The 23,006-nt window shown below is 62.9% G+C and carries 21 protein-coding genes; 6 read left to right on the plus strand and 15 right to left on the minus strand.

The annotated features are described in order from the left end of the window. Window position 1: 1 nt before the first annotated feature. Window positions 2-586: a class I SAM-dependent methyltransferase gene (locus QM716_RS25640; protein ID WP_283306991.1), complete on the minus strand. Its 585-nt coding sequence runs from the start codon at window positions 584-586 to the stop codon at window positions 2-4. Between the two features lie 159 nt (window positions 587-745). Between QM716_RS25640 and QM716_RS25645 the strand changes: the two genes are divergently transcribed. The 3 genes from QM716_RS25645 to QM716_RS25655 all read left to right on the plus strand — a co-directional run bounded on the left by QM716_RS25645 (window position 746) and on the right by QM716_RS25655 (window position 3,785). Next, window positions 746-2,893 (plus strand): MMPL family transporter, encoded by a 2,148-nt coding sequence (locus QM716_RS25645; RefSeq protein WP_283306992.1) that lies wholly within the window; start codon window positions 746-748, stop codon window positions 2,891-2,893. An 87-nt stretch (window positions 2,894-2,980) separates the two neighbouring features. Next, on the plus strand, window positions 2,981-3,391 hold the full coding sequence (locus QM716_RS25650) for a DUF302 domain-containing protein (protein WP_283306993.1): 411 nt from the start codon (window positions 2,981-2,983) through the stop codon (window positions 3,389-3,391). Window positions 3,392-3,515: 124 nt separating this feature from the next. After that, entirely contained in the window at window positions 3,516-3,785 is a 270-nt protein-coding gene (locus tag QM716_RS25655; protein ID WP_230814895.1) for a metal-sensitive transcriptional regulator, read from the plus strand. Window positions 3,786-3,846: 61 nt separating this feature from the next. Here the strand turns inward: QM716_RS25655 and QM716_RS25660 are convergent, their stop codons facing one another. Beyond that, window positions 3,847-4,650, minus strand: a complete 804-nt coding sequence (locus QM716_RS25660) for an alpha/beta fold hydrolase (protein ID WP_283306994.1) — start codon at window positions 4,648-4,650, stop codon at window positions 3,847-3,849. Window positions 4,651-4,761: 111 nt separating this feature from the next. Between QM716_RS25660 and QM716_RS25665 the strand changes: the two genes are divergently transcribed. Further along, the gene (locus QM716_RS25665; protein WP_283306995.1) at window positions 4,762-5,697 is read left to right on the plus strand and encodes a methionyl-tRNA formyltransferase; all 936 of its coding nucleotides are present in this window, start codon (window positions 4,762-4,764) and stop codon (window positions 5,695-5,697) included. A gap of 14 nt (window positions 5,698-5,711) precedes the next feature. Here the strand turns inward: QM716_RS25665 and QM716_RS25670 are convergent, their stop codons facing one another. Both QM716_RS25670 and QM716_RS25675 read right to left on the minus strand, forming a co-directional pair. Continuing rightward, entirely contained in the window at window positions 5,712-7,478 is a 1,767-nt protein-coding gene (locus QM716_RS25670) for an ABC transporter ATP-binding protein (RefSeq protein ID WP_283307095.1), read from the minus strand. Window positions 7,479-7,501: 23 nt separating this feature from the next. Beyond that, window positions 7,502-9,256 (minus strand): ABC transporter ATP-binding protein, encoded by a 1,755-nt coding sequence (locus QM716_RS25675; RefSeq protein WP_283306996.1) that lies wholly within the window; start codon window positions 9,254-9,256, stop codon window positions 7,502-7,504. A 156-nt stretch (window positions 9,257-9,412) separates the two neighbouring features. Here QM716_RS25675 and QM716_RS25680 point away from each other — a divergent pair, with 156 nt between their 5' ends. Together QM716_RS25680 and QM716_RS25685 are read left to right on the plus strand one after the other, a co-directional pair. After that, a complete protein-coding gene (locus tag QM716_RS25680; RefSeq protein WP_214886961.1) occupies window positions 9,413-9,586 on the plus strand; it encodes a hypothetical protein in 174 nt (57 codons plus the stop codon). A 103-nt stretch (window positions 9,587-9,689) separates the two neighbouring features. After that, window positions 9,690-11,153 (plus strand): alpha,alpha-trehalose-phosphate synthase (UDP-forming), encoded by a 1,464-nt coding sequence (locus QM716_RS25685; RefSeq protein WP_283306997.1) that lies wholly within the window; start codon window positions 9,690-9,692, stop codon window positions 11,151-11,153. Window positions 11,154-11,268: 115 nt separating this feature from the next. On the opposite strand, the gene QM716_RS25690 is transcribed toward QM716_RS25685, so the two are convergent. From QM716_RS25690 to QM716_RS25740, 11 genes are all read right to left on the minus strand, one after another. Then, window positions 11,269-11,835 carry a twin-arginine translocation pathway signal gene (locus QM716_RS25690; protein ID WP_283306998.1) on the minus strand — a complete coding sequence of 189 codons (567 nt, stop codon included), beginning with the start codon at window positions 11,833-11,835 and terminating at the stop codon, window positions 11,269-11,271. Further along, window positions 11,832-12,620 carry an Rv1363c family protein gene (locus QM716_RS25695; protein WP_283306999.1) on the minus strand — a complete coding sequence of 263 codons (789 nt, stop codon included), beginning with the start codon at window positions 12,618-12,620 and terminating at the stop codon, window positions 11,832-11,834. The genes QM716_RS25690 and QM716_RS25695 overlap by 4 nt, the downstream gene beginning before the upstream one ends. After that, the gene (locus tag QM716_RS25700) at window positions 12,620-14,014 is read right to left on the minus strand and encodes an MCE family protein (RefSeq protein ID WP_283307000.1); all 1,395 of its coding nucleotides are present in this window, start codon (window positions 14,012-14,014) and stop codon (window positions 12,620-12,622) included. The genes QM716_RS25695 and QM716_RS25700 overlap by 1 nt, the downstream gene beginning before the upstream one ends. Then, window positions 14,011-15,258 carry an MCE family protein gene (locus QM716_RS25705; RefSeq protein ID WP_042920418.1) on the minus strand — a complete coding sequence of 416 codons (1,248 nt, stop codon included), beginning with the start codon at window positions 15,256-15,258 and terminating at the stop codon, window positions 14,011-14,013. The genes QM716_RS25700 and QM716_RS25705 overlap by 4 nt, the downstream gene beginning before the upstream one ends. Continuing rightward, complete coding sequence (locus tag QM716_RS25710) at window positions 15,258-16,553, minus strand: MCE family protein (protein WP_283307002.1); 1,296 nt, start codon at window positions 16,551-16,553, stop codon at window positions 15,258-15,260. The genes QM716_RS25705 and QM716_RS25710 overlap by 1 nt, the downstream gene beginning before the upstream one ends. Further along, the gene (locus QM716_RS25715; protein WP_283307003.1) at window positions 16,550-17,608 is read right to left on the minus strand and encodes an MCE family protein; all 1,059 of its coding nucleotides are present in this window, start codon (window positions 17,606-17,608) and stop codon (window positions 16,550-16,552) included. Before QM716_RS25715 ends, QM716_RS25710 begins: the two co-directional genes overlap by 4 nt. Further along, on the minus strand, window positions 17,605-18,624 hold the full coding sequence (locus QM716_RS25720; protein ID WP_283307096.1) for an MCE family protein: 1,020 nt from the start codon (window positions 18,622-18,624) through the stop codon (window positions 17,605-17,607). The genes QM716_RS25715 and QM716_RS25720 overlap by 4 nt, the downstream gene beginning before the upstream one ends. Beyond that, complete coding sequence (locus QM716_RS25725; protein WP_283307005.1) at window positions 18,624-19,808, minus strand: MCE family protein; 1,185 nt, start codon at window positions 19,806-19,808, stop codon at window positions 18,624-18,626. The genes QM716_RS25720 and QM716_RS25725 overlap by 1 nt, the downstream gene beginning before the upstream one ends. Window positions 19,809-19,819: 11 nt before the next feature. Next, the gene (locus QM716_RS25730; RefSeq protein ID WP_283307006.1) at window positions 19,820-20,671 is read right to left on the minus strand and encodes an MlaE family ABC transporter permease; all 852 of its coding nucleotides are present in this window, start codon (window positions 20,669-20,671) and stop codon (window positions 19,820-19,822) included. A gap of 64 nt (window positions 20,672-20,735) precedes the next feature. Beyond that, entirely contained in the window at window positions 20,736-21,500 is a 765-nt protein-coding gene (locus QM716_RS25735; protein ID WP_283307009.1) for an MlaE family ABC transporter permease, read from the minus strand. A gap of 489 nt (window positions 21,501-21,989) precedes the next feature. Next, complete coding sequence (locus QM716_RS25740) at window positions 21,990-22,907, minus strand: 3-oxoacyl-ACP reductase (RefSeq protein WP_283307011.1); 918 nt, start codon at window positions 22,905-22,907, stop codon at window positions 21,990-21,992. Between the last annotated feature and the right edge of the window lie 99 nt (window positions 22,908-23,006).

The following is a 23,006-nucleotide window of genomic DNA, read 5'->3' on the forward strand; positions in this document are numbered from 1 at the left end:
GTCAGACCTGTTCCCACGGACCGAATTCGAGCAGAACGTCGATTGCCGTCTTACCGTCCTGCGGCCGAACCACGTGTTCGAGTGCGTAGACCCTCGATCCCTCCGCCGCTCTGGCGAGATCGGAGATACCGGGCAGAATGGTCGGTTCGGGTGGGCCGCCCACCCCACGGTGGAAGTTCTCGATGGAATGCCCCAGATAAAGAACGCGTCCGCCCGGAACAAGCCATTGCCCGACACGCTTCAGCGTTTCGGCCAGCTCATCGACCTCGAGGTGAAGGAAGCTGACCAACACCAGGTCGACCGAACCTTCCGGTTGCCACGTGGTCGCGTCGCCGACCCGCCAGTCGACGGCCTTGTCCCGGTCACTCGCCCGTGCCAGATCGATCGCCACCGACGAGTAGTCGACCGCGGTCACCGACCAACCCTGCCCGGCCATCCACCGCGCGTGACGGCCGTCGCCGCAGGCCAGATCGATCGCAGCGCCCGGCCTCAGGGCGGCAATTCTTGTTGCGACGGTTCCTGCCGGGTCGACTCCCCATGGCTCCGTCACCGCTCGGTATCGCTCGTCCCAGTCGTGCGCGTCCATGATCGCTCTCCCAATATCCGTTTCACCGAAGTTCGTTTCACCGCCACTGATCAGACGGTGCCCCCAGCAGCATAGAGAACCCTCGAATGTGACAGACCGATACCCCTAGGGGTATACAGGTAACGGTCAGGAATACCCCCACCCGTATCAGGAGTGAAGATGTCAGCGACCAGAACTGTCACCGCGGACCCACCCGCCCGAGCCGACGGCACACTCGCGCAACTCGGCCGATCGATGGCGGCGCACACCCGCCTCGTCGTCGGCGTCTGGTTGATCGCGCTGGTTGCACTCGGCGCCGCAGCGCCCAGTGTCTTCACCTCCCTGGCCGGAGCTGGTTGGCAGGCAAACGGATCCGAGTCAGTGCAGGTTCGCGAGTTGGCCGAGCAGCATTTCGGCGGAAACTCCTCCGCCGCAGTGCAGGTGGTCGTTCACTCCAATTCTCTGGACATCGCCGATCCGTCGATGCAGCAAACTCTGGCCGCGGCAACCGAGCTGTTTGCCGCGGACCCTCGTTTCGGCGAAGTGGTCGCTCCACAGCCCGGCATGACCATCAGCCAGGACGGACATACCGGCATCATGATTGCTGGCGCCAATGCGAATACCGACGACATGGTGCGAGCGGTAGACGAACTCGGCGAAAAACTCACGGCACTGTCCACGGACACGATCGAGGTGTACCCCACCGGCGCGTCGGCGTTGTGGAGCGATTTCAACAAGGCCAATCACGAAGCGATGATCAAGGCCGAAATGATGTCGTGGCCCGTCACTCTCGCGATCATGGTGTTGGCCTTCGGATCCCTGGTTGCCGCGGGGCTCCCGCTATTGCTGACCCTTGCGGGCCTGGTCGCCTCGGCGGGCGGACTCGTGATCCTCAACGAGATCACGCCGATTTCCGTGTGGGCCATGAACTTCGCGATGATGTTCGCCCTCGCGCTCGGCATCGACTACGCACTCTTCCTCGTCGCCAGGTTCCGCGAAGCACTACGAACCGATCCGGATCCGCGGGCCGCCGTGGCCCAGACGATGGACACCGCCGGCAAAGCAATTGTCCTCTCCGGCCTCACAGTTCTGGTCAGTCTGTCTGCGGTTCTTCTCGTTCCGGCCCCCGCCGTACGCACGATGGCTGTCGGCATCATGCTCGCCGTGATCTTCGTTCTCGCCGCAACTCTCACCCTGCTACCCGCCGTGCTCGGCAGGATCGGCGCCAAGGTCAACGGCGGTTCTCTACCGTACGCAAAGCGCCAGCAGCACCGCTCACCGATGTTCGCAGCCTGGGCGTCGCTGCTGCACAAGCACCCGTGGCCTTTCGGCGTCGGCGCCTTGCTCATCCTGATCGCACTCGTCGTCCCGGTCTTCGGACTGAAGGTGGCGATGCCCTCCATCGCCGTGGTTCCCGAGGACGCCCCGGTTCGGCAGGGCTACGAACTGGTGCAGCAGCAATTCGGTGACGGCGCTCCCGGAATGTTGCAGATCGTCACGTCCGCAGACGATGCAACTGACACCTCGCGTGTTGCCATGAGCGTCGACGGCGTGGCCATGGTCACCCCAGCCCAGCAAGCAACCGACGGATCCGATCTGGTTATGCTGCAAGCAGTTCCCATTGTCGACCCGTCGGATCCTGCGATGGAAACCATCCTTGCCGACCTTCGGTCACAGCTGCCGGAATCGGCGCTCGTCGGCGGCGCTCCGGCCGAAAATCTCGATCTCCAGCAAGCGTTGAACGACTACCTGCCCATCGTCGTGGTCGTGATTCTGACGCTCGGATTCTTGTTGCTGCTGATCGCTCTCCAGGCACCTCTGATCGCCTTGATCGGCACGCTGGTCAGCCTGCTGTCCACTGGGGCCGCGTTCGGAATCGCGAAGCTGATCTTCCAGGACGGTCACGGATCCGGCCTGCTCGGCTTCGATCCCCAGGGTTTTCTCAACGGGTGGGGTCCGGTCTTCTTCTTCGCCATGATCTTTGCCATCGCGATGGACTACACCGTGTTCCTGCTCTCGAGCGCCAAAGAGCACTACGAACGGACAGGTGACCCCGAGATCGCACACATCGACGGCCTCGCGCATTCGGGTCGGGTCATCGCGGCGGCGGCAGCGGTGATGGTTGCGGTCTTCTTCACTTTCGCGCTGGCAGATCCGTTGCCGCCCAAGGAAATGGGGATCATCCTCGGTGTCGCTGTCCTCCTGGACGCAGTGCTCGTCCGCTTGGTGCTCTTGCCCGTACTCCTGCGTCTCACAGGCCGGGCGGCCTGGTGGGCACCGGCATGGCTACGACGCGTCCTGCCGAAGATCAGCTTCTCGCATGGCTGACCGTGTACCCGACATCACTGTTGTATTGATACCCCCAGGGGTATCATGGAGACAACAGAAATCGACAGCCACAACGAGGAGCAGGCAATGACAACCCCCACGGAACCGATCGCGATCGCAACCAAGGTCACCGGAACTTTCGACGACGTCGTCACCCGCACGCGTGCCGCGCTCGCCGAGCAGGGCTTCGGCATCCTGACCGAGATCGACATGCAGGCAACACTCAAGGAGAAGCTGGGCGAGGACATGGAGAAATACCTGATCCTGGGTGCCTGTAATCCACCGCTGGCCCATCGGGCAGTCTCGGTGGATCGTCAGATCGGCCTCCTGCTGCCGTGCAACGTCGTCGTCCGCGAAGATACGGCCACCGAGAACTCGTTCTTCGTCGAAGCGATGAATCCCGCTCTCATGGTTCAGGTTTCCAGCGAACCAGGCCTGGAGTCCGTGGCGGCCGACGCATCCGTCAAGTTGCGTGCGGCAGTCACCTCGATCATCTGACACCGGTCGGATCGAACACCGCAGCCGGATCGAACGCCGCAGTCGGATTGAACACTGGATCAAACACTGATATGCCCCCAGGGGTACCCTCGGTCGCAGCACGAACACTCGAGAAGGGGCCACCATGACCGGCGACGAAGAGAGCATTTCGCTCGTATTGAACAGACTGCGGCGTGCTCACGGCCAACTTGCCGGGGTTATCTCGATGATCGAGAACGGCCGCGACTGCAAGGACGTCGTCACGCAACTCGCGGCCGTGTCGAAAGCGCTGGACCGAGCAGGGTTCAAGATCGTCGCGTCGGGGCTGCGCGAATGCCTCACCGGCGAAAGCGCCGAAGGTCAGGAACCGATGACCGAGGCCGAACTCGAGAAGCTGTTCCTGGCACTGGCATGAAACGCGAGAAAGGGCCTGACCCGCAGGTAGCGGGTCAGGCCCTTTCTCGCGTGCGAAAGAACTACTTCGCCAGGAAGTCGATCAGCACCTTGTTCACGGCCTCCGGGCGCTCGAGGTATCCGTAGTGCCCGGCGTCGGGAATCTCTTCGTACGACGCCGTCGCGATGCAGTCCGCCACCTCGCGGGAGAGGTAAGGCGGGATCATGCGGTCGTCGGCGAAAGCGACGGACAGGCACGGGCGCATGATCGACTTGTACTCGTTACGTCGATCGAAAGCGCGGTCCATACCAAGCTGCGCGCGAACACCCGGTGACGTTGCGCCGCCGGTGAACTCGAAGATGTCCATCCAGTCGCGCGCGGAGTGATCGTCGGCCAGCGTAGCGGGCGAGAGGTTCATCACCGCCGTCACTGCGGCGCGGTACTTGGCCGGCAGGGCGACGCCGCTGTCGAACAACTGGCGCTCACCCTCGGTCAGGACCTGCTGGAAATGATCCATCCGGGCGTGGCCGGCGAGGAACACGGCTTTGCGAACCAGATCGGGCCTGGCGAGTGTCAGTTCCTGCGCAACCCGGGCGCCCATGGAGGTGCCGATGACATGGGCCGGGCCGCCGCCGAGATGCTCGATCAGCCCGGCGGTGTCCGCAACCATGTCGGGCATCGTGATGCCACCGAGGCTCTCGCCGGACGGTGCGATTCCGCGGTTGTCGAAGGTGGCGACGCGATAGCCGGCGGCCACCAATGCCGGAGTCTGGTGCAGATCCCAGACGCGGCCGGGGCTACCGGTCCCCATGATGAGCACCACCAGATCTCCATCACCCTTGACCTGGTAATTGATGGGGATTCCGTTGATTGTGGCGACCGTCATGTCAGCCTTCCTCCTCGTACGTGTGATCAACAATTTTGGTTGGATAGCCTAAGCTGATGGGCGGTCGTGTCACCGCCAACCCCAGCCCATGCTCGTCCAGGAGGACCCCCGTTGAGAGTCGCTACGCTCGGATACCAAACCTGGGGCCACCGTACCCTGCAGGCCTTGATCGACTCCGATCACGAGGTCGTGCTGGCAATCACACACCCGAAGAGTGAGCACGTCTACGAACAGATGTGGGCGGACTCGGTTGCAGATCTGGCGGCCGAGAACGATGTACCCGTTCACGTGGCGAACAAGCCTGACGACGCGTTCAAGGCCGCGCTGGCCGAAGCTGCTCCCGACATCATCGTCGCCAACAACTGGCGCACCTGGCTGCCGGCGGCGGTCTTCGACGCGCCCAAGTTCGGCACCCTCAACATCCACGATTCGCTGCTGCCCAAGTACACGGGGTTCTCCCCGCTCATCTGGGCCCTGATCAACGGCGAAGAAGAAGTCGGCCTCACGGCGCACCTGATGGACGAGGAACTCGATGCGGGCGACATCGTCCTGCAGCGTTCGACGACGGTCGGCCCCGCGGACACCGTCACCGATCTGTTCCACCGCACGATCGACATGATCGGCCCCATCACACTCGACGCCCTGGATCTGATCGCATCCGGGCGGACCGATTGGACGCCGCAGGATCGCTCGCAGGCCACGTTCTTCCACAAGCGTGCACCGCAGGACAGCCACGTCGACTGGTCCTGGCCGGCCGAGGTCATCGAGCGTTTCGTCCGGGCACAGTCCGATCCATACCCCAACGCTTTCGCGGAGTTCAAAGGCCAGCGCATCCGCATCCTGAAGGCGTCCGTCTCACGCGGGCACTACGGCGGAACCCCCGGCCGAGTGTTCATCCAGGAAGACGGCGGCATGGTGATCGTCGCGGGCCCCGACGCGTGGTCGGGCAAGAACAAGGGCCTGCGGATCGAGCGCGTCCGACTCGACGACGGCAGCGAGTACACCGCCGCCGAGTTCTTCCCCCACGGCGGCGGGTACCTCACCTGATCGTCTGAACCCCCTCAGTCGCGACCCTCCCAGGCCGCCCACAGTTGCGCGTAACGCCCGCCCGCGGACACCAGTTCGCGGTGCGGGCCTTCTTCTACGATCTGCCCGTGTTCGAGCACGATCACTCGGTCGGCGCCCGCGGCTTGGGTAAGCCGGTGTGCGACAACCAGAGTGGTGCGGCCCTCCGTAGCGGCTTCGGCAGTCGCTTCCAGTTCCCGCGCTCCGGCGCTGCCGGCCTCCGCTGTCGCTTCGTCCAGTACAGCGACGGCAGGGTCGGCCAATACCAGTCTCGCCAAGGCCAACTGCTGCGCCTGCGCCGCCGTCATCTCGTGCCCGCCCTCGCCCACGACGGTCAGCATTCCCTCGTCGAGAGCCTCAACCCACTCGTACGCGCCGACGGTTCGCAGCGCAGCGGCTACGTCCTCGTCCGAGGATTCGGGAGCCGCCAATCTCAGATCCTCGATCAGGGGTCCGGCAAAGACGTGGACCTCCTGACTCACGATCGCGATGTGGCGTCGTAGGTCATCGAGGTCGGCAAGCGGGACACCGCCGATCGACACGCGCCCCGACGTCGGAGTGATCGAACCGGCAGCGATCGCCGCAAGCGTCGTCTTTCCGGCTCCGGTCGAACCGACGAGCGCCACCCGCTCCCCCGCTCGCAGGCTGAGCGTCACTCCGTGAAGTACCTCGTGCCCGCCGTCGTAGCTGTGCCGGATGTCGTCCAGACGAAGCGAGCCGTCGGTCGGAACGGAACCCGTATCCGTCGAACGCTCCGTTTCGCAGATCTCGACAACGCCGACCAGTCTCGCGAGGCTGGCGCCGGCGGACTGCACTTCGTCGAAGGTGTAGAGCAGCGAGCCGATCGGGTTGAACAGGCGATGGAACAGCAGCGCAGCCGTCGTCGTCTGACCGACTGTCACGACGTCCTCACGAACCAGCAGGAATCCGACGACGAGGATCATGGACAGGCCGACGAATTCGGCGCGGTTACCGCGACCGGCGAATCTGGTGAACAGGCCGAACACTCCGACTGCCAGATCACGCGCTTTTGCCGACGCTGCATCGATCTGACCGAGATGTTCCTTCTCGAGGCTGTATGCGCGCACCGTCTTGGCACCCTGGAGGCTGCTGATCAGCGCCTGTGAACGAGCACCCATCGCTACCCGCTCGGCAGCGTAAATGGGGGCCGATCGCGGCAGGTACCACTTGAGCGCCAGCGCGTACATCGGCAGCGCGACCATTCCGGCGAGGCCGAGTCGCCAGTCGAGTCCCAGCATGGTCACCATGCTCAGAGCCACGAGCAGAATCGCCGCGATCATGCCGGGAACCACGTCGGACACAGCCTTGGCGATCACCGACACGTCGTCGCCGACTCGTGAGAGCAGATCGCCCTTTCCAACCTTCTCGACGGTCTGGATCGGCAGGCGCAATGCGCGGTCCACGGTTCGCTCGCGCAGATCCGCCAGGATCGTCTCGCCGAGTCGCTTGATCAGATAGGCGGCCACACCGGTGAACACACCGCCCACGAGTGCGGCGGCGGCGATGATCACGACCACTCCGACGATCGTCGATGTGGGCGCGTTGTCCCGGACCCGGTCGACCAGGACACCGAAGACGTAAAGCGGCACCAAGGCCATCGCCGACGCCGAAGCCGCGACGATCAGGACCAGCAGGCTCTGCATCCGGTGTTCGGCCAGCGCTGTCCGCAACCACGTCCAGGTCTGGCGACCACTCGCGATCGGCAACAACTCGCGCTCTGTCGCTTTCTCCGCGACCGGCATATCGGTTGTCATGTCCGTGGCCGTCACCGCAGCACCGCTCCTCGGTAGTTCGCGTCGCCGCGAGAGAGTTCGGAATGTGTGCCGATCGAGGCAATCACTCCGTCGTTCAACACGATGACTCGATCCGTCACGGCCAGGAGAGCCGGGCTACTGGTGATCAATACCGTCGTGTGGATGCCACCGGCACCTTCGTGCCGCAGTTCCGCGATTCCTTCGGCGATCGACGCCTCGGTCACCGCATCCACCGCCGTAGTCGGATCGTGCAGAACCATCACGGGAGCCTTTGCCACCAATGCGCGTGCAAGGGCGACGCGTTGACGCTGACCTCCCGACAAACTCGCGCCTCGATCGGTCACCTCGAGGTCGAGGCCGTCCGGATGTGCCTCGACGACATCCGCTGCCGCCGACGCCACCAGAGCGCTCTGGATGTCGAGACCAGCGGCATCACCGGCGCCCGCGGTGACGTTCGAAGCGAGGGACCCGGAGAACAGATCGGTGATGTGCGGCTCCACCAGCACTGTGCGACGCGCCAATCGCAAGTCCATGTCGGACAGGCTGATTCCGCCCACCCGGACCACGCCGCGATACGCGTCCTGCGCGAGCTGACCGGACAGGACCGCGACAAGAGCGTCGGCGTCCTGCGGTTGATAAGCCACGACGCCCAGCAGTTCCCCAGCGGGCAGGTGCAGATCGATGCCCTTGAGAGACTTGTACTCGACGCCGTCGAGGGTCAGATCGGTACCTTCGAGTTCGGTCTGCAAACCTGCTCCCCGCAGCGGCTCCGCGTCCAAGACCAGTGCCAGTCGATCCGAGGACGCCCGCGCCACCGCGAAGTATCCGGGAATCGACGCGAGCAATCCGAGTGGCTCGATGATGAACTGCGCAAGCCCCACCACGGTGATCAGTTCACCGACCGTGATCCGGCCCTGCAACGCGAAGTATCCCGCGAAGCCGGCAACACCGACTGCGAGCAACGCACTGATGGTCGCGGCAACGCCGGTGTAGATACCGGTTGCCTTCGCCGTGCCGATCGTCGACGCGAGCGCCTGACGGCTGATCGTGCGGTAACGCGCCGACGCGGTCTTCTCGCCGCCGATACCACGCAGCGGACGCAATCCGCTGACCAGATCCGTAGCCATCGCCGACGCCCGCGCGATCGACGCCTGCTGACCGGTGGCCCGCGACGTGATGAGCGGCGCCGCCAGTTGCAGCAGACCGAGAATGACCGGAGTACCGATCAGAACGGCCAGTCCCAGCCACAGATCGATCCACACCAACGCCACCGCCGACGCCACCGCAGCGGTCAGGGCCGCCGCGGCGCGCGGGACGATGTCGGCGATCCATGAAGTCTGTTCGGCGTCCGAGGTGGAAACCGTCAGCAATTCGCCCGATCGCAGATCAGTACGCACCCCGCGTGGATCGAGGACGCGGTGCGCCACCTCGAGCCGGAGACGATGAGCCTCCTGCTGCATGGCGGTGACGATGAACCGGGCGCCGAAACGCCACGCGGCCGTCAGAACGAGAAACAGAGCCGCGAGACCGAGGATCGAGACGATCAAGGCCGTGGTGTCCGAAGTCTCCACCGCACGGTCGATGATCACACCGATGGAGATCGGCACCGCCGTCTCGGTGAGTTGGTGCAGACAGACCAGGGCCGTGCCGATAGTGAGTGGGCCACGGTTGCGGACCAGGACGCGTCGCAAAATCGCAGCACCGCTGTGTTTGCCACTCTCCGGCTCGTCCGAGTCGACGGTCACACTCGAGGGGGTCGAACTCATGGAACTCCAAGCATCGATGGAAGCGATAAAGTTAAGTACGGAGATAAGTAAGTCGACCCTAATACATGAGCAACTAGCGTCGACACGCCCAGTTCTCATAGAGTCGCGAGTAAGAATCATTGCTTGCGCCGTGCAGGCAAGCACGAGAGGAACATGATGGCTGAGAACACGACCGTGGAAACCGAGATCGCGGACGAGGAAATCGAGACCGTCGCCGAGGAAACAGCGCGCATGGCTCAGCGCGTTGTCGCTGCCTACGCGGAAGATGCCGACGAGTGCAGGATGCTGCTCTCGATGCTCGGTATCTCCCCCGCCGCCAAGCTCGACTGAATCTTTCCCTCACCGACCGAGAAGGAACCACGTGCCTGTCAGTCCGGATTCGACCAGTTCAACCCTTTCTGACAGCGCACCTGCTTCTTCGACCGGTGACACCGTGTCCGGGCAGGCCGAGTTCGTCGTCGTAGCTAACCGCCTGCCCGTCGACTTGGAACGACTTCCCGACGGCACCACCCGTTGGAAGAGAAGCCCCGGTGGACTGGTCACCGCCCTCGAGCCGATCCTGCGCAGCAATCAGGGCGCCTGGGTGGGCTGGGCCGGCGTCCCGGACGCAGACCTCGACCCGATCGTCGAAGACGGACTCGAGCTCTACCCCGTGCCGCTGAGCGCCGAGGAGATCAACGAGTACTACGAGGGATTCTCCAACGCCACCCTCTGGCCGCTCTATCACGACGTCATCGTCAAACCCGAGTATCACCGCGAATGGTGGAACGCCTACGTCGAGGTGAACCGGCGGTTCGCCGAAGCCACTTCCAAGGCAGCGGCACAGGGCGCGACCGTCTGGATCCAGGACTACCAGCTGCAGTTGGTACCGAAGATGCTGCGGATGCTTCGCCCCGACCTCACCATCGGTTTCTTCCTGCACATTCCGTTTCCCCCGGTCGAGCTGTTCATGCAGATGCCGTGGCGCACCGAGATCGTCGAAGGTCTCCTGGGCGCCGACCTCATCGGCTTCCATCTTCCGGGTGGCGCACAGAACTTCCTTTACCTGGCGAGACGCCTTGCCGGGCAGCAGACTTCACGCGGAACCGTCGGCGTGCGCTCCAAACTCGGTGTGGTGCAAGTAGGTTTCCGCAGCGTCCGCGTCGGCGCATTCCCCATCTCCATCGACTCCGGCAAGCTCGACGAACTCTCTCGCACCAAGGCAATTCGAGACCGCGCCAAGCAGATTCGCAAAGAACTCGGAAACCCCAAGCACATCATGCTGGGCGTCGACCGCCTCGACTACACCAAGGGCATCGACGTCAGGCTCGCCGCACTCCACGAACTTCTCATGGAGAAGCGCATCGATCCCGCCGACACCGTCATGGTGCAGTTGGCGACCCCGAGTCGCGAACGCGTCGAAAGCTACGTACAGATGCGCGGAGACATCGAGCAGATGGTCTCCCGAATCAACGGCGAGTTCAGCGAAGTCGGCCGCCCCGTCGTCCATTACATCCATCGGCCGATCCCGCGCGACGAACTCATCGCGTTCTTCGTCGCTGCCGACCTCATGCTGGTCACGCCGCTTCGCGACGGCATGAACCTGGTCGCGAAGGAATACGTCGCCTGCCGCAGTGATCTGGGCGGCGCATTGCTGCTCAGCGAATTCACCGGTGCCGCAGCAGAACTCCGCCAGTCATTCCTGTGCAATCCCCACGACCTCGACGACGTCAAGGATTCGATGGAGAAGGCCCTCAATCAACCGCGAGAGGACGGCCGACGCCACATGCGCGCGTTGCGTCGTCAGGTCCTGACGCACGACGTCGATCGCTGGGCACGTTCGTTCCTCGATGCGCTCGCGCACGGCGGCGCGGCAGGCCCGGCGCTGATCGCCCCGGCCGAATCTGGAGAGCACTGAGCCCCCCGCCGAATCTGGAGAGCACTGAGGCCAGTGCAAACAGGCTGGAGCCGAGGAGATTAAATCTCCCGGCTCCAGCCTGTTTCATGTCCGGCTCCAGCCTTCGTGTGTCTGATCAGAAGGGTTGGACGTTGTTCACGAGCCAACGCCCGTCCTGCTTCTCCAGACTCATCTTGACGCGACTGCCACTGGCGACTGCCTCGGGTGACTCCGAAGACGTGGTGATCTGATTGAGGAAGAGCATCGTCGTCGCGCTGTCGGCCTCGGCGTCGAGAACCGCGGCGCCCTGCACGACGACCTGAACGGTCAGCGACTTTTCCTTGGCGCCGGGAATGATCACCGATTCGATCAGGTTGGTGAACGTGCCCTGGAAATCGCCAGTCAAACCGTCTGTGGCCGCATGCAACTGCTGGTCGACGTTGTTGTAGTCGTACTGGAACATCGCTACCGCTTGATCGGAGGAAGCCTGCGCCACTTCGTCTCTGGTCTGATCGATCGCTGCGGTGTCACGCGTTCCATCCGGGCCGAAGTAGAGATACGCCGACACTGCCGCCAACGCGATGGCCACTGCACTGATGACGCACAGAATGATGGCGAGCGGTGAGACGCGCTTGGAATTCGGCGAAACGTCTGTAGCTTCGGTCGCGTCCTTGGCCGGCTCTGGGATTGCTGCTGAGGTCATGGCACAAACTCCACATTCGAGGCAAGCAACTGCCCGTCGACGTCGCACATGGTGATTCGGAGTCGGTAGTTGCGTTCGGCGGGCGCTTCGTCGCCGTTCTTCTGCATGGCTCGCACCGCGACCAGCGAAGTCCCGCAATCGCCGTCGGACTTCTCGAACCCGGCTTCGAGCACCTCGCCGTCGGTCTGAACCCCGGCCTGCCCGAGGACGTTGACAAACGAATCCTTACGTCCGTCGAACTGCGACTTGAACTCGTCGGTGGTGCCGGCGAGGAACTTGTCGAGGTCGGCGGCCGCTGTATCCGCGTGCAGCGTCGTCAGATTCAGTGCGGTGGTCCGTGCTCCGGCCACGTAGCGCGCTCGGTCCTCGTCGGCGCTGGACGCCTTGTTTCGATCGACGAGGAGAAACACCGTCAGGGCTGCGAGAGCAATGGCGATCACCGAAGCAACGGCGATCCCGACGACCAGCCCGGCCTTGGGCTTCGAACGAGCAGGTGTGGTGGAAGTTTCACCGGTCGTGGCGGTTTCCGAGCCACTGCTGACGACCTTCTCAGGTGGAGTATCGGGCTTGCCCAAAACAACTGGTGCCGCCGACTTCTGTTCAGCTGGCTTCTGGTCAGCCGGCTTAAGTTCGGCTGGCTTCAGTTCGGCTGGCTTCAGTTCGGCTGGCTTCTTTTCGGTGGGCACTACTACCGCGGCAGCGTCTGCATCCGCACCCGTGGGTCCGGCGCTGCGAGACGCGCGACGGCGCACCCGCTGCCCGGCCTGTGGATCTTCGTCTGTCATCAACCCTGCTGACCCTTCATGAACTGTTCGAGACTGACGTCGCCGCCACCGAGGTTCGGTTGCGAGTACGTCCTTCCGTCCGGCCCGATGTACGTGCCTGTAATCGGATCGTACCGACGAGCCGAGACCGAAGGCGTCGACGTGTACGAGCTCGGGGTCGCCGTTATCGGTTCCGGAGGCCCGGATTGCGGATTGGTGCCCATCGGTACGTAGCCGGAACGGCACTGTTCGACCGTCGGCGCACGACGTCCCGGATACTCCTCGCAGGGAAGGTTTCTCGCGCCGCGCACCGCGATCGGCGAATCCTGGGCAACCTGGCAGAACAGGTCCGACGGCGTCTCGATCGGTGATTCGTCCTTCGGACTGCGCCACTGGTCTCCGGGCAGGAATCCCGTTGTGCACGGCGGCGGATCGTTGACCTCCATGTGGAAGTCCACCAGCGCGCCGTCCGCAGCCGGACCGGAGCCGGCCACCGTGACCAGCGCTGCGGCCAGCGGCGGGTAGATGACCAGAATCTGTTCGATCGCGCTGTTGTAGATCACGCCGACCTGTCCGACGGACACCAGGTTCGCCAGAAGAATCGGCAATGTCGGCTGCAAGTCTTGCAGAAGAGTATTCGCCTCCGCCGCAGCGGCCGGCCCCTTCTGGATGACCGCACGCAGGTCTGGGTCGCTGGCTCGGAGCTGGTCGGTGAACGTCACCAGATTGCTTGTCCAGGAACGGATAGCGTCGCTGCTGACCACCTGAGTGTCCAGGAGTGGACCCGCCTGCTCGATCAGCGTCTTGGTCGCGTCGGAATTGTTGTCAGCCTCCTCGACGAACAGTCGAGCCGAGTCGATCAGCTTCTGCAGATCCGGGCCGGCACCGTTGAACGCCTTGAAGGATTCGTCGATGACGGTCTTGAGTTTGGTGTCGGAAATGCTCTGCAGCAACATATCTGCCTGGTCGAGCATCGCGCCGACATCCTGCGGGATGCTGGTTCGGTCTTCGGGAATCACCGATCCGTTCGCGAGATGACCGTCCACCACGATCGCACCGGAACTGTCGGTGTGCGGAATCAGATCGACAAACTGCTCGCCGATCGCCGACACACTCTTGACTGCTGCGTCGACGTCCGAGGGCACCTTGACACCACTCTCGAGGGACAGACGCGCATTCACTCCCGTCTCCGAGAGTTCCACCGCGTTCACGACGCCGATAGTCTGACCGCGGTAGGTGACGTTCGAGTTCTTGTACAGTCCACCGGTGGCGGGCAATTCGACGGTGACGTCGTATCGGCCGATACCGACCATCGCGGGAACACGTACGTACTGAGTGGCCATCACGATCAATCCGACGACAGTCAAGACGGCGAAGATGGTGAGCTGGATGCGGACGAACTTTGTGAGCATCATGGTGCCGGTGCCCCCTGAGGAAGTCCTGGAATGTTGATCGGCGGAAGTCCCGGAATCTGAATGGTATTCGGATCCGCTGCCGGAGCCTGTCCTGCGGGAGCCTGGCCGGCGGGAGCCTGAGCCGGCGGTGCGGCAGGCTTGAGCGGATCGCTCAACGGGTTGCCGGTCTGTCCGGCTAGCCCAGCCTGCTTACCCAACACGCCTTCCGGTCCGGAGAGCGTTCCGGCCAACGGAGTTCCGGTGAGGAAGTTCGCGTCGAGTCGGGGCAGCGAGATGTCAATGGTCATCGCCAGGTTGGCGTAGTCACCGCGGATGACGTTGTCGATTCCGTTCTGTGGGAACGGGAATGTCAAGAGGACTCCGAGAACCTGGGTGAGGGCGTTACCGGAATCCGCCAACGCTTTCAGGGTCGGTGACAGCGCGCGAACGTTGGTCGCGAAATCGTCGCCGCTCTCCTGGATGACGCGGCTCGCAACCTCGCTGAGACCACCGAGGGAGGTCAACGCGTTGGTGATGTCCTGACGCTGAGCGACAAGAACCTCGAGTGCCGGCGGGATACCTTCGAGCGCTTTGTTGAGGGTGTCGTGTTGGGCCTGGACCGTCGAGGACAGTCGATCGAGTCCCTCCATCGCCGAAACGATGTCGCCTCGTTGCTTGTCCAGGCTGCCGACCAGCTGATCGAGCTGAGGCAGGAGGTCGCGAACGGAATCTTCGCGCCCACCGAGAGCGGCGTTGAGTTCCTTCGTGATGTCCTGGACCTGAGCGAGACCGCCGCCGTTGAGCACCACCGACAGCGAGGACAGCGTCTGTTCCGTCGTCGGGTAAGCGCCCGCCCGCTCGATCGGAATCAGGTCACCGGCTTCGAGTCGGCCCTCGGGCTCCTCCCCTACCGGCGGCGCCAACTCGATGTGCTGAGAGCCGAGCAAGCTGGTCTGACCGATTTTTGCAGTCGCGTTGGCCGGCAACTGAACCTCGGGGTTCAGCGACACCGTCACCAGAGCGTGCCAGCCCTGAACCTCGATGTTCGAGACGCTTCCCACTGCGACGTCATCCACCCGGACAGGCGAATTCTGCGACAGCGTAGTCACGTTCGGCATCTCGATCTGGACCTCGTATGCGCCTTCGCCCCGCCCCTGAGTGCCCGGCATCGGCACCGAGTTGAGGCCGTTCCATTCACAACCGCTGGCGCCGAGAGCCACTGCTGTGGCCAACACGGCAACCGTGGTCTTGCGAGCTACCCGCATCAGTTCCCTCCGCCCATGTTGAAGAGTTCGGCGAGGTCCTTGGGAACACTCGTCATGGGAGCACCTGACATCGGCCCTGCGACGGTTTCCGGCTGATTCTGACTTGCCGCTTGCAATCCCGGTTCGGTGTAGACGATCTGATCCGGGAAAGCCTGCACGCCCGCGACCGGGTTGAACAGGAATCCGGGGTAGTTGCCGATCATCGTGCTGAGCACCGGTCCGAGGTACTGCTTGCACAGATCGGCACTGTTCTGGGAGTTACCACTGTCGATGCCTTCGATGGAACCACAGATCCACTGGATCGGATTCTTGAAGTTACTCAGTGCAATTGCGCCGGTCATGCTGCCCTGCGCCGGCTTGTAGATCTGGTAGAAGTTGGCCAGCGAGGTCGGCCCGGAGTGCAGAACCTGCTCGATCTCGGGGCGCTTGTCCGTTAGTACCTGGGTGGCATCGGCCAGACGCGCAACCGATTCACTCAGTCCCTCGCTGTTGTCCTTGACGAACCGCTGAACGTCGCCCACCGCCAGGTCGAGATCGCTGAGTGCGGTACCCAACTCGTCGGAGCTGCTCGCGAGAACGCTTGTCACCGAAGCAAGGTGACCACTGAACTGCACGATCTGCTCGTTGCTCGAGGACAATGCAGTGACGAACGCCTGCAGGTTCCGAATGGTGGAGAACAGATCGGTCCGGCCTTCGGACAGCGTGTGCATCGTGGCCGAGAGTTCGCGCAGCGTCGACCGAATGGACTCGCCGTTGCCGTCGAGATTCGTTCCCACGGTGTCGATGAATCGTCCGAGAGAGCCCTGATCGTCCAGACCTTCCGGCCCGAGTGCGTCGGACAGTTTGGTGAGCTCGGTCTTGATCTCGTCCCACTCCACCGGTACGGCGGTGCGCTCGATCGGGATCTCGCCGCCGTTGGGCATCTGCTCCCCGCCGGAATACACCGGGGTCAATTGCACGAAGCGTGCGGACACCAGGCTTTGAGCAACGATGAGCGCCTTGGCATCTGCCGGAACGTCCACGCCCGAGTCGATCTTCATCTCGACGTAGGTGTCCCGATCACGCGGTTCGATCTTGGTCACCTTGCCGACATTGACACCGAGCACTCGCACGACGTCACCCTCGTAGAGACCGGTGGTCGAGACGAAGTGCGCGGAGATCTTGGTCTTGCCCAGGCCTGGAATGAAGAGGTATGCCGCTCCGGCCACGAGCAGCGCGACCAGCACACCCGCGCCGATCAGCACCCACTTCTTGCGTGAGTTGGTGGAGCCCTGTGAGTCGATTGTCTCGGTCATTCTCCCGGCCCCCTGATCGTCGGTGGAAGGCCGGGGAAGAAGTCTTCCAGGTCGCCCGGGACCTGCTCGGGCGCGACGCTGGTGTCCACCAGGGTCTTCCACCAGTTACTCGGCAGAATGTTGATGATGAAGGCGTCGAAGAACGGGCCGCTGGCCACGGTCTCACCGAGCGCGGTGATGTACGGTCCGAGGCCGTCGAGCGCCCCGGCGATGTTGTCCTTGTTCTGCTGAAGAACCTCGGCGACGGAATTCAGTTTCTCGAGAGTCGGCCCCATCTGGGCTTCGTTTTCCTGCACCAGCGCTGACAGTTGGCGTGAGACTGCTCCGGTGTTGACGATCAGTTCGCTGATCGCGTCACGCCGCAGGCTCAGTTCGGCAAACAGCTTGTTGCCGTCGACCAGCAACGAATCGATCTGACCGCTTCTGTCGGAGAGGATCTTGGTGACATCTTCGGCCCGCGAGAGCAATTGGAGCAGGCTTTCGTCGCGCGAGTTGATGCTCTGCGAGAGCCTCGTCATTCCGTCCAATGCGGTGCGAAGTTCCGGCGGAGTATCGGCCAGCGTGTCCGAGATCGCGTTGAGCGAATCGTTGATCTGTTCCGTGTCGAGTTCGGACACCGTGGTCCCGAGGTCGCCGAGCGCGTCGTTGAGCGAGTACGGGGAGTTGGTGCGTTCGATCGGAATCGGCGTATCCGTACGCAACAGTCCGGATCCTTCCGGCCGTACCGCCAACGACTTTCGGCCGAGAACCGTGTTGGTCTTGATGTCGGCAGCTGTCTGCTCGCCCAGGGCGACACCGTCCTGAACGGTGAAAGTGACCAGCACCTTCTGGTCGTCGAGTTCGACGTCGCTGACCTTGCCGACATTCACGCCGGCCATGGTCACGTTGTCGCCGGCGACCAGGCCGCCGGCATCTTGGAAGTACGCCGAGTAGCGAATGCCGCCGTTGATGAACTGGAGTTGATCGTATTGAAGTGTGGCACCGACGGTTGCCACCGCCAGGACGAGACCGATGACACCGATCTGCACAGGATTACGTTCACGGGTAGGGGTCATGAGACTTTTGCGCACCTTCCCGTGTCTTGCACTGCCGTGGGCAAGATGATCGTCGTTCCGTCAGGTCCGGAGAACTTGAAGGTGTTGGCGCACAGATAGAACTGGAAGAACGCTCCGTACGTGCCCACTCGGATAAGCTTCCGGTAGTCGGACGGCAGACGACCGAGAGCGGTGTTGATGTCGTCCTTGCCAAGGTCCAGCTGCGTCATCGTTCGGTTGGTCTCTCCGATCAGGGTCTGGATGTCCGGACGTGTCGCCTGCAGCAGCGACGCGAGATCTCCGGTAGCACCGGCGATCTCGGTGATCGAGTTACCGATCGGGCCACTGTCCTTCGCCAATCCACTGACCAACTGCTGGAGCTGATCGATCGTGGTGGAGAACTGATCGCCCTTGTCGTTGATCGTGCCGAGTACGTCGTTGAGGTTGGTGATGACGTCCCCGATCAGCTGATCTCGGTCCGCCAGCGTATTGGTGAACGAACTGGTGTTTCCCAGAAGTGAAACCAATGTTCCGCCCTGGCCTTGGAGTACCTGGAGCAAGGCCCCGGAGAGGTCGTTGACCTGCTGAGGGTCGAGTGAGCGAAGCAGGGGCTTGAACCCCCCGAGCAGCAGGTCCAGATCGAGAGCGGGTGAGGTCTGGTCGACCGGAATGGATCCGCCCGACGGCAGCGTCTCGGTGGAACCGGCGCCCTCGAGCAGTTCCATGTAGCGATCGCCCACCAAATTCTCGTAGCGCACAGTCGCTTTGGTGCTCTTCATCAGCGAGTACTGGGTGTCGACGTCGAACTCGACCTCGGCCTGGTTGGAGTCACCGATGGACACTCCGGTCACCGACCCGACCGGAACACCGGCGATACGTACCTTGTCGCCGGACTTGAGTCCCGAGACGTCCGAGAAGGTGGCGTGAAATCCGTTGCTGCTGCTGAAGCGCACCTGACTGAAAACGATCGCCAGTCCGGCGAAGATGACCGCCATGACGACGGTGAAAATCAGCAGCTTGACCGTGGTCGGTCTCATCACTTCCCGTCTTCCTGCTCGTAGGAGTCACCGAAGAGGTACTGGAAAATGGTCGGCACGGTGACGCGCAGTTCGGTGTTGGGAACGAAAGGCACGTTGCCGGTGTTGGTGACTGCGAACGGGGCATGCCCGTCGACCTTCGGATCGAATTCGGGCAGACCATAACAATTGGGTCCGCCGGAGGCCGCGACCTTGGGGAGAGATTGCGGGTTCTGGTACGCCTCGGCGCCGTACATGAAGCTCGCGCTGAGCATGAGCGCCGCTTTGTCGCCAGTGCCGGCCAGTGGCTCGAACTTGATCCGGCCGTCGTTCAAGCCGACGATGAAGCACGTCAGACCCGACGAGTACTTGTCGAGGAGGGTCGTCGTCGCGGTCAGAGTGTCGAGGGCGGTGGTGAGGTTCTGCTCGTTGTCGGTCAACAAGGCGTTGCCGGTGTTCGCGAGGCCGGTGACGTTGAGCAGCAGCAGGTCGAGGTTCGCCTGCTCGGCCACGATCGATCCGCTTGTCGCGGTGGCGTTGTCGAGGATGCGCATCAGATCCGGTGCCACGTCGGCGTACAGGTTGGTGACATCGGCGGCGCCGACCAAGTCTTCCTGGAGCTGCGGCAGAACCGGGTTCATCTTCTTCAGGTAGGTGTCACCGAGCTCGAGAACCTCGCCCAGCGACTCGCCGCGCCCGTTGAGTGCGGTGGAGATCGCGCCGAGTGTGGCGTTGAGCTTTTCCGGTTCGATCTTCGCGAGTACGTCCGAAAGATGTTCGAAGACACTGTTGAACTCGACGGTGACGCTGTCCGAAGCGATGACGGCGCCCTCTTGGATCGGCTGGGTCGAGGGATCGTCGGGAATCACGATGTTGACGTACTTCGCACCGAACACCGTGGTGGTCTTGATTTCCACCCGGGCGTTCGACGGAATCTTCGACATCTGGCCCGGATCCATCGCCAACTTCAGGTTTGCCTGGTCGCCGACGAGTGAGATCGATTCGACGCGGCCGACCTGCACTCCGCGCAGCTTCACCTTCGCATTCGGTTCCATGACCAGCCCGGCACGCGTGGACGTCACGGTGATGGGCGTGCTCTTGGTGAACCCACCCGAGAACATGGTCAGGGCGACGGCAACGATCGCCACGAGTCCGAGGACCAGGCCGGCTGCGGCCAACTTCTTGTGCCATCTGGGTACGGTCATCGCTTGCCCGCCTATCCCGACAGGTTGAAGTTGCCGGACCCGCCGTAGATGGCGAGTGAGATGAGCAGCGTGACCGTGACGACCGCGATCAACGAGGCGCGCACTGCGTTACCCACCGCGACGCCGACGCCCACCGGGCCACCGGTTGCGTTGAAGCCGTAGTAGGTGTGGATGAGCATGACGGCGAGCGCCATGACTATCGCCTGGGCGAACGACCACAGTATGTCCGTGGGTATCAGGAAGGTCGTGAAGTAGTGGTCGTACACGCCGCCGGACTGGTTGTAGAGGAACACCGTCGCAAAGCGGCTGGCGACGAACGACGCGATCACCGCCAGCGAGTACAGCGGGATGATCGCGATCATGCCGGCCATGACGCGGGTGCTGACCAGATACGGAATCGACGGGATCGCCATCGTCTCCAGGGCGTCGATCTCTTCCGAGACGCGCATAGCCCCGAGCTGCGCGGTGGAGCCGGCGCCGATGGTCGCGGCGAGGCCGATTCCGGCGATGACCGGCGCTGCGATGCGAACGTTGATGAAGGCGGCGAAGAAGCCCGTCAGCGCTTCCACACCGATGTTGCCCAGCGAGCTGTAGCCCTGAACGGCGATGGTTCCACCGGTGAACAGTGTCAGGAAGCCGACGATCACGACGGTGCCACCGATGACGGCGAGCGCGCCTGTACCCATGCTGATCTCGGCGATCAGTCGCAGAGTTTCACGCGGATAGCGCATCAGCGCTTTGGGAGCGTGACCGAGAGCCTTCGCGAAGAACAGCGCTTGATCACCGATGCTGTCGATACCGCGAGAGATCGATCCGATCTGTCGACGTGTGCGCGGGAAGCGTCCCGCTGCGGCCAACGCCATCAGATCTCCTCCCGTCCGTCGTTTGTCGTTCTGTCCACTTCGGTCTCTCCGACTGCCGTGTGCCTCATCCGGCCGTCAACTTGATACCGATGGTCGTGATGAGCACGTTGACGACGAAGAGCGCCATGAATGCGAACACGACGGTCTGGTTGACCGCGTCACCGACGCTCTTGGCGCCGCCCTTGACGTTGAGCCCGAGGTAGGACGCAACCAGGCCGGCGATCATGCCGAACAGTCCTGCTTTGACCATGGAGAGCATGAGCTCACCGAATCCGGTGAGCAGCGTGATGCCGTTGACGAAGGCGCCGGGGTTCACGTCCTGGATGAACACGGAGAAGACGAAACCGCCGAGGATGCCGATGGTGCAGACAAGTCCGTTGAGGAGCAGCGCCACTCCCGTCGACGCGAGCACCCGGGGAACGACCAACCGGTGGATCGGATTGATACCGAGCACCTTCATGGCGTCGATCTCTTCGCGAATGGTTCGGGCCGAGAGGTCCGCGCAGATGGCGGTTGCGCCGGCGCCGGCGACGATCAGCACGGTGACGATGGGGCCGACCTGTGTGACGGTACCGAGGGCAGCTCCGGCACCACTGAGGTCGGCTGCACCGATCTCGCGCAAAAGAATGTTGATGGTGAAGCTGACCAGCACCGTGAACGGGATTGCGACCAGCACCGTCGGCACCATCGAGACTCGGGCCACGAACCAGGCCTGATCGATGAACTCTTGACGCTGGAAGGGGCGGGAGAAGACTGCCCGCAAGGTTTGGGCGGACATCTGAAAGAAGCCACCGACCGCTCGTAATGGCACCTCGACGAGGTCTACCATTCGCCCTCCTCGTCCTTGGTTGCCGCAGTACTGTCTGTTCTCATAGTCCAGCCCCCGACAGCTTGTGACTCAGGTCATATTAACTAGAACGTGTTCACCTGTCAAAAACAAGTGTCCAACTCTAAGAAGTAGCCTCGCGGCGCCAAACCGAAACCCGAAGATCTGGAATGGGGAAAGCATCCCTTTGCGGTGGAATTTTCGCCGAAATATCCTGGAAATTAATACTTTTGACTGATCGACACTTCTCAGCTCCGGGACCGAGATTCAGCTTTCGAGACATGCCTCGACCGGCAGGTCGGTGCAATATCGCACCGTTCATGGGAATGCAAAATTGGAACACAGTCCAGTTTTTTCGAGACCGTTGGTCTCATTGCAGAACGCAGGCCCAGCACCGCGCGCACCGACTCGTGAACACGCTATTTCTATCAAGAAGTGGGCAGGTAGACCCGTTTATGTGTGAACAACGCTTCTACGTGTCGCGAGCGCTGATCAGCCCAGCGCCCTCAGGGCCGTCGATGCCGAGAACATCTTTGCCGGGTCACGGTCCGCGAAGTAGTCACCCATCACCGCGGACAGCGCTTCCGGCGACCAGGAATCTCCGTCTGCGTCGAACCTCTGCTCGACTACGGGCGCCGCCATGAGCGCAACCATCGGGCCGTACACCACGAAAACCTGACCGTTGACGGCGTCGGCCGCCGGTGACGCCAGGTACGAGACGAGCGACGCCACATGCTCGGGTGAGAGCGGATCGATACCGTCGGTCGGCGCGTCACCGAACACGCCTTCGGTCATCGACGTCCGCGCCCGCGGGCAGATCGCGTTGGCACGAACGCCGTAACGTGAGAGCCCACGTGCGGCTGACAGCGTCAGCGCCGTGATTCCGGCTTTTGCAGCGCCGTAATTGGGTTGCCCTTCCGGTCCGAGGAGGCCCGCCTCCGAAGAGGTGTTGACGATGCGCCCGTACACCGGCGCACCGGCTTCCTTGGATTTCGCCCGCCAGTAAGCAGCGGCATTGCGGCACAGGAGGAAATGGCCTCGAAGGTGAACCTCGAGTACCAGATCCCAGTCTTCGTCGGACATGTTGAACAGCATCCGGTCACGCACGACGCCGGCATTGTTGACGACGATGTCGACACTGCCGAACTGCCCCTGCGCTGCTTCCATCAGTGCGTCTGCAGTAGAACGCTCACCGACGTTGCCTGCCACGAATTCGACCTTGGCGCCGAGGCCGCGGATCTCCTCGAGCGTTGCTTCGACGGCCTCGTTCGGGGCCAGATCGTTGACGACCAACGACGCACCGGCCTTCGCCAGACCGATGGCCTCGAACTTTCCGAGCCCCGATCCGGCACCGGTCACGATGGCGACCTTGCCTTCGAGACTGGTTTCTGGGCTGTTCACAGCATTCATCGAAGCGCTCTCCCGGTTCTCTGCGGTCGTGTGTCGAGTTACCCGGCTCGATTGCCGTGACCCACGAGTTCGCAACTTTAGAACGTGTTCTTGTTTTGG

The sequence above is a fragment of the Rhodococcus sp. IEGM 1409 genome, assembly GCF_030056735.1.
Lineage (GTDB): Bacteria > Actinomycetota > Actinomycetes > Mycobacteriales > Mycobacteriaceae > Rhodococcus_F.

Excerpts from the sequence above, each read along its gene's own strand:
- QM716_RS25645 (WP_283306992.1), top strand. The coding sequence starts at position 746 with ATGTCAGCGACCAGAACTGTCACCGCGGACCCACCCGCCCGAGCCGAC.
- QM716_RS25725 (WP_283307005.1), bottom strand. The coding sequence starts at position 19,808 with ATGACCGTACCCAGATGGCACAAGAAGTTGGCCGCAGCCGGCCTGGTC.
- QM716_RS25705 (WP_042920418.1), bottom strand. The coding sequence starts at position 15,258 with ATGCGGGTAGCTCGCAAGACCACGGTTGCCGTGTTGGCCACAGCAGTG.
- QM716_RS25700 (WP_283307000.1), bottom strand. The coding sequence starts at position 14,014 with ATGATGCTCACAAAGTTCGTCCGCATCCAGCTCACCATCTTCGCCGTC.
- QM716_RS25735 (WP_283307009.1), bottom strand. The coding sequence starts at position 21,500 with ATGGTAGACCTCGTCGAGGTGCCATTACGAGCGGTCGGTGGCTTCTTT.
- QM716_RS25675 (WP_283306996.1), bottom strand. The coding sequence starts at position 9,256 with ATGAGTTCGACCCCCTCGAGTGTGACCGTCGACTCGGACGAGCCGGAG.
- QM716_RS25730 (WP_283307006.1), bottom strand. The coding sequence starts at position 20,671 with ATGGCGTTGGCCGCAGCGGGACGCTTCCCGCGCACACGTCGACAGATC.
- QM716_RS25670 (WP_283307095.1), bottom strand. The coding sequence starts at position 7,478 with ATGCCGGTCGCGGAGAAAGCGACAGAGCGCGAGTTGTTGCCGATCGCG.
- QM716_RS25715 (WP_283307003.1), bottom strand. The coding sequence starts at position 17,608 with ATGACCCCTACCCGTGAACGTAATCCTGTGCAGATCGGTGTCATCGGT.
- QM716_RS25695 (WP_283306999.1), bottom strand. The coding sequence starts at position 12,620 with ATGACAGACGAAGATCCACAGGCCGGGCAGCGGGTGCGCCGTCGCGCG.
- QM716_RS25655 (WP_230814895.1), top strand. The coding sequence starts at position 3,516 with ATGACCGGCGACGAAGAGAGCATTTCGCTCGTATTGAACAGACTGCGG.
- QM716_RS25720 (WP_283307096.1), bottom strand. The coding sequence starts at position 18,624 with ATGAGACCGACCACGGTCAAGCTGCTGATTTTCACCGTCGTCATGGCG.
- QM716_RS25660 (WP_283306994.1), bottom strand. The coding sequence starts at position 4,650 with ATGACGGTCGCCACAATCAACGGAATCCCCATCAATTACCAGGTCAAG.
- QM716_RS25740 (WP_283307011.1), bottom strand. The coding sequence starts at position 22,907 with ATGAATGCTGTGAACAGCCCAGAAACCAGTCTCGAAGGCAAGGTCGCC.
- QM716_RS25690 (WP_283306998.1), bottom strand. The coding sequence starts at position 11,835 with ATGACCTCAGCAGCAATCCCAGAGCCGGCCAAGGACGCGACCGAAGCT.
- QM716_RS25680 (WP_214886961.1), top strand. The coding sequence starts at position 9,413 with ATGGCTGAGAACACGACCGTGGAAACCGAGATCGCGGACGAGGAAATC.
- QM716_RS25650 (WP_283306993.1), top strand. The coding sequence starts at position 2,981 with ATGACAACCCCCACGGAACCGATCGCGATCGCAACCAAGGTCACCGGA.
- QM716_RS25640 (WP_283306991.1), bottom strand. The coding sequence starts at position 586 with ATGGACGCGCACGACTGGGACGAGCGATACCGAGCGGTGACGGAGCCA.
- QM716_RS25710 (WP_283307002.1), bottom strand. The coding sequence starts at position 16,553 with ATGACCGAGACAATCGACTCACAGGGCTCCACCAACTCACGCAAGAAG.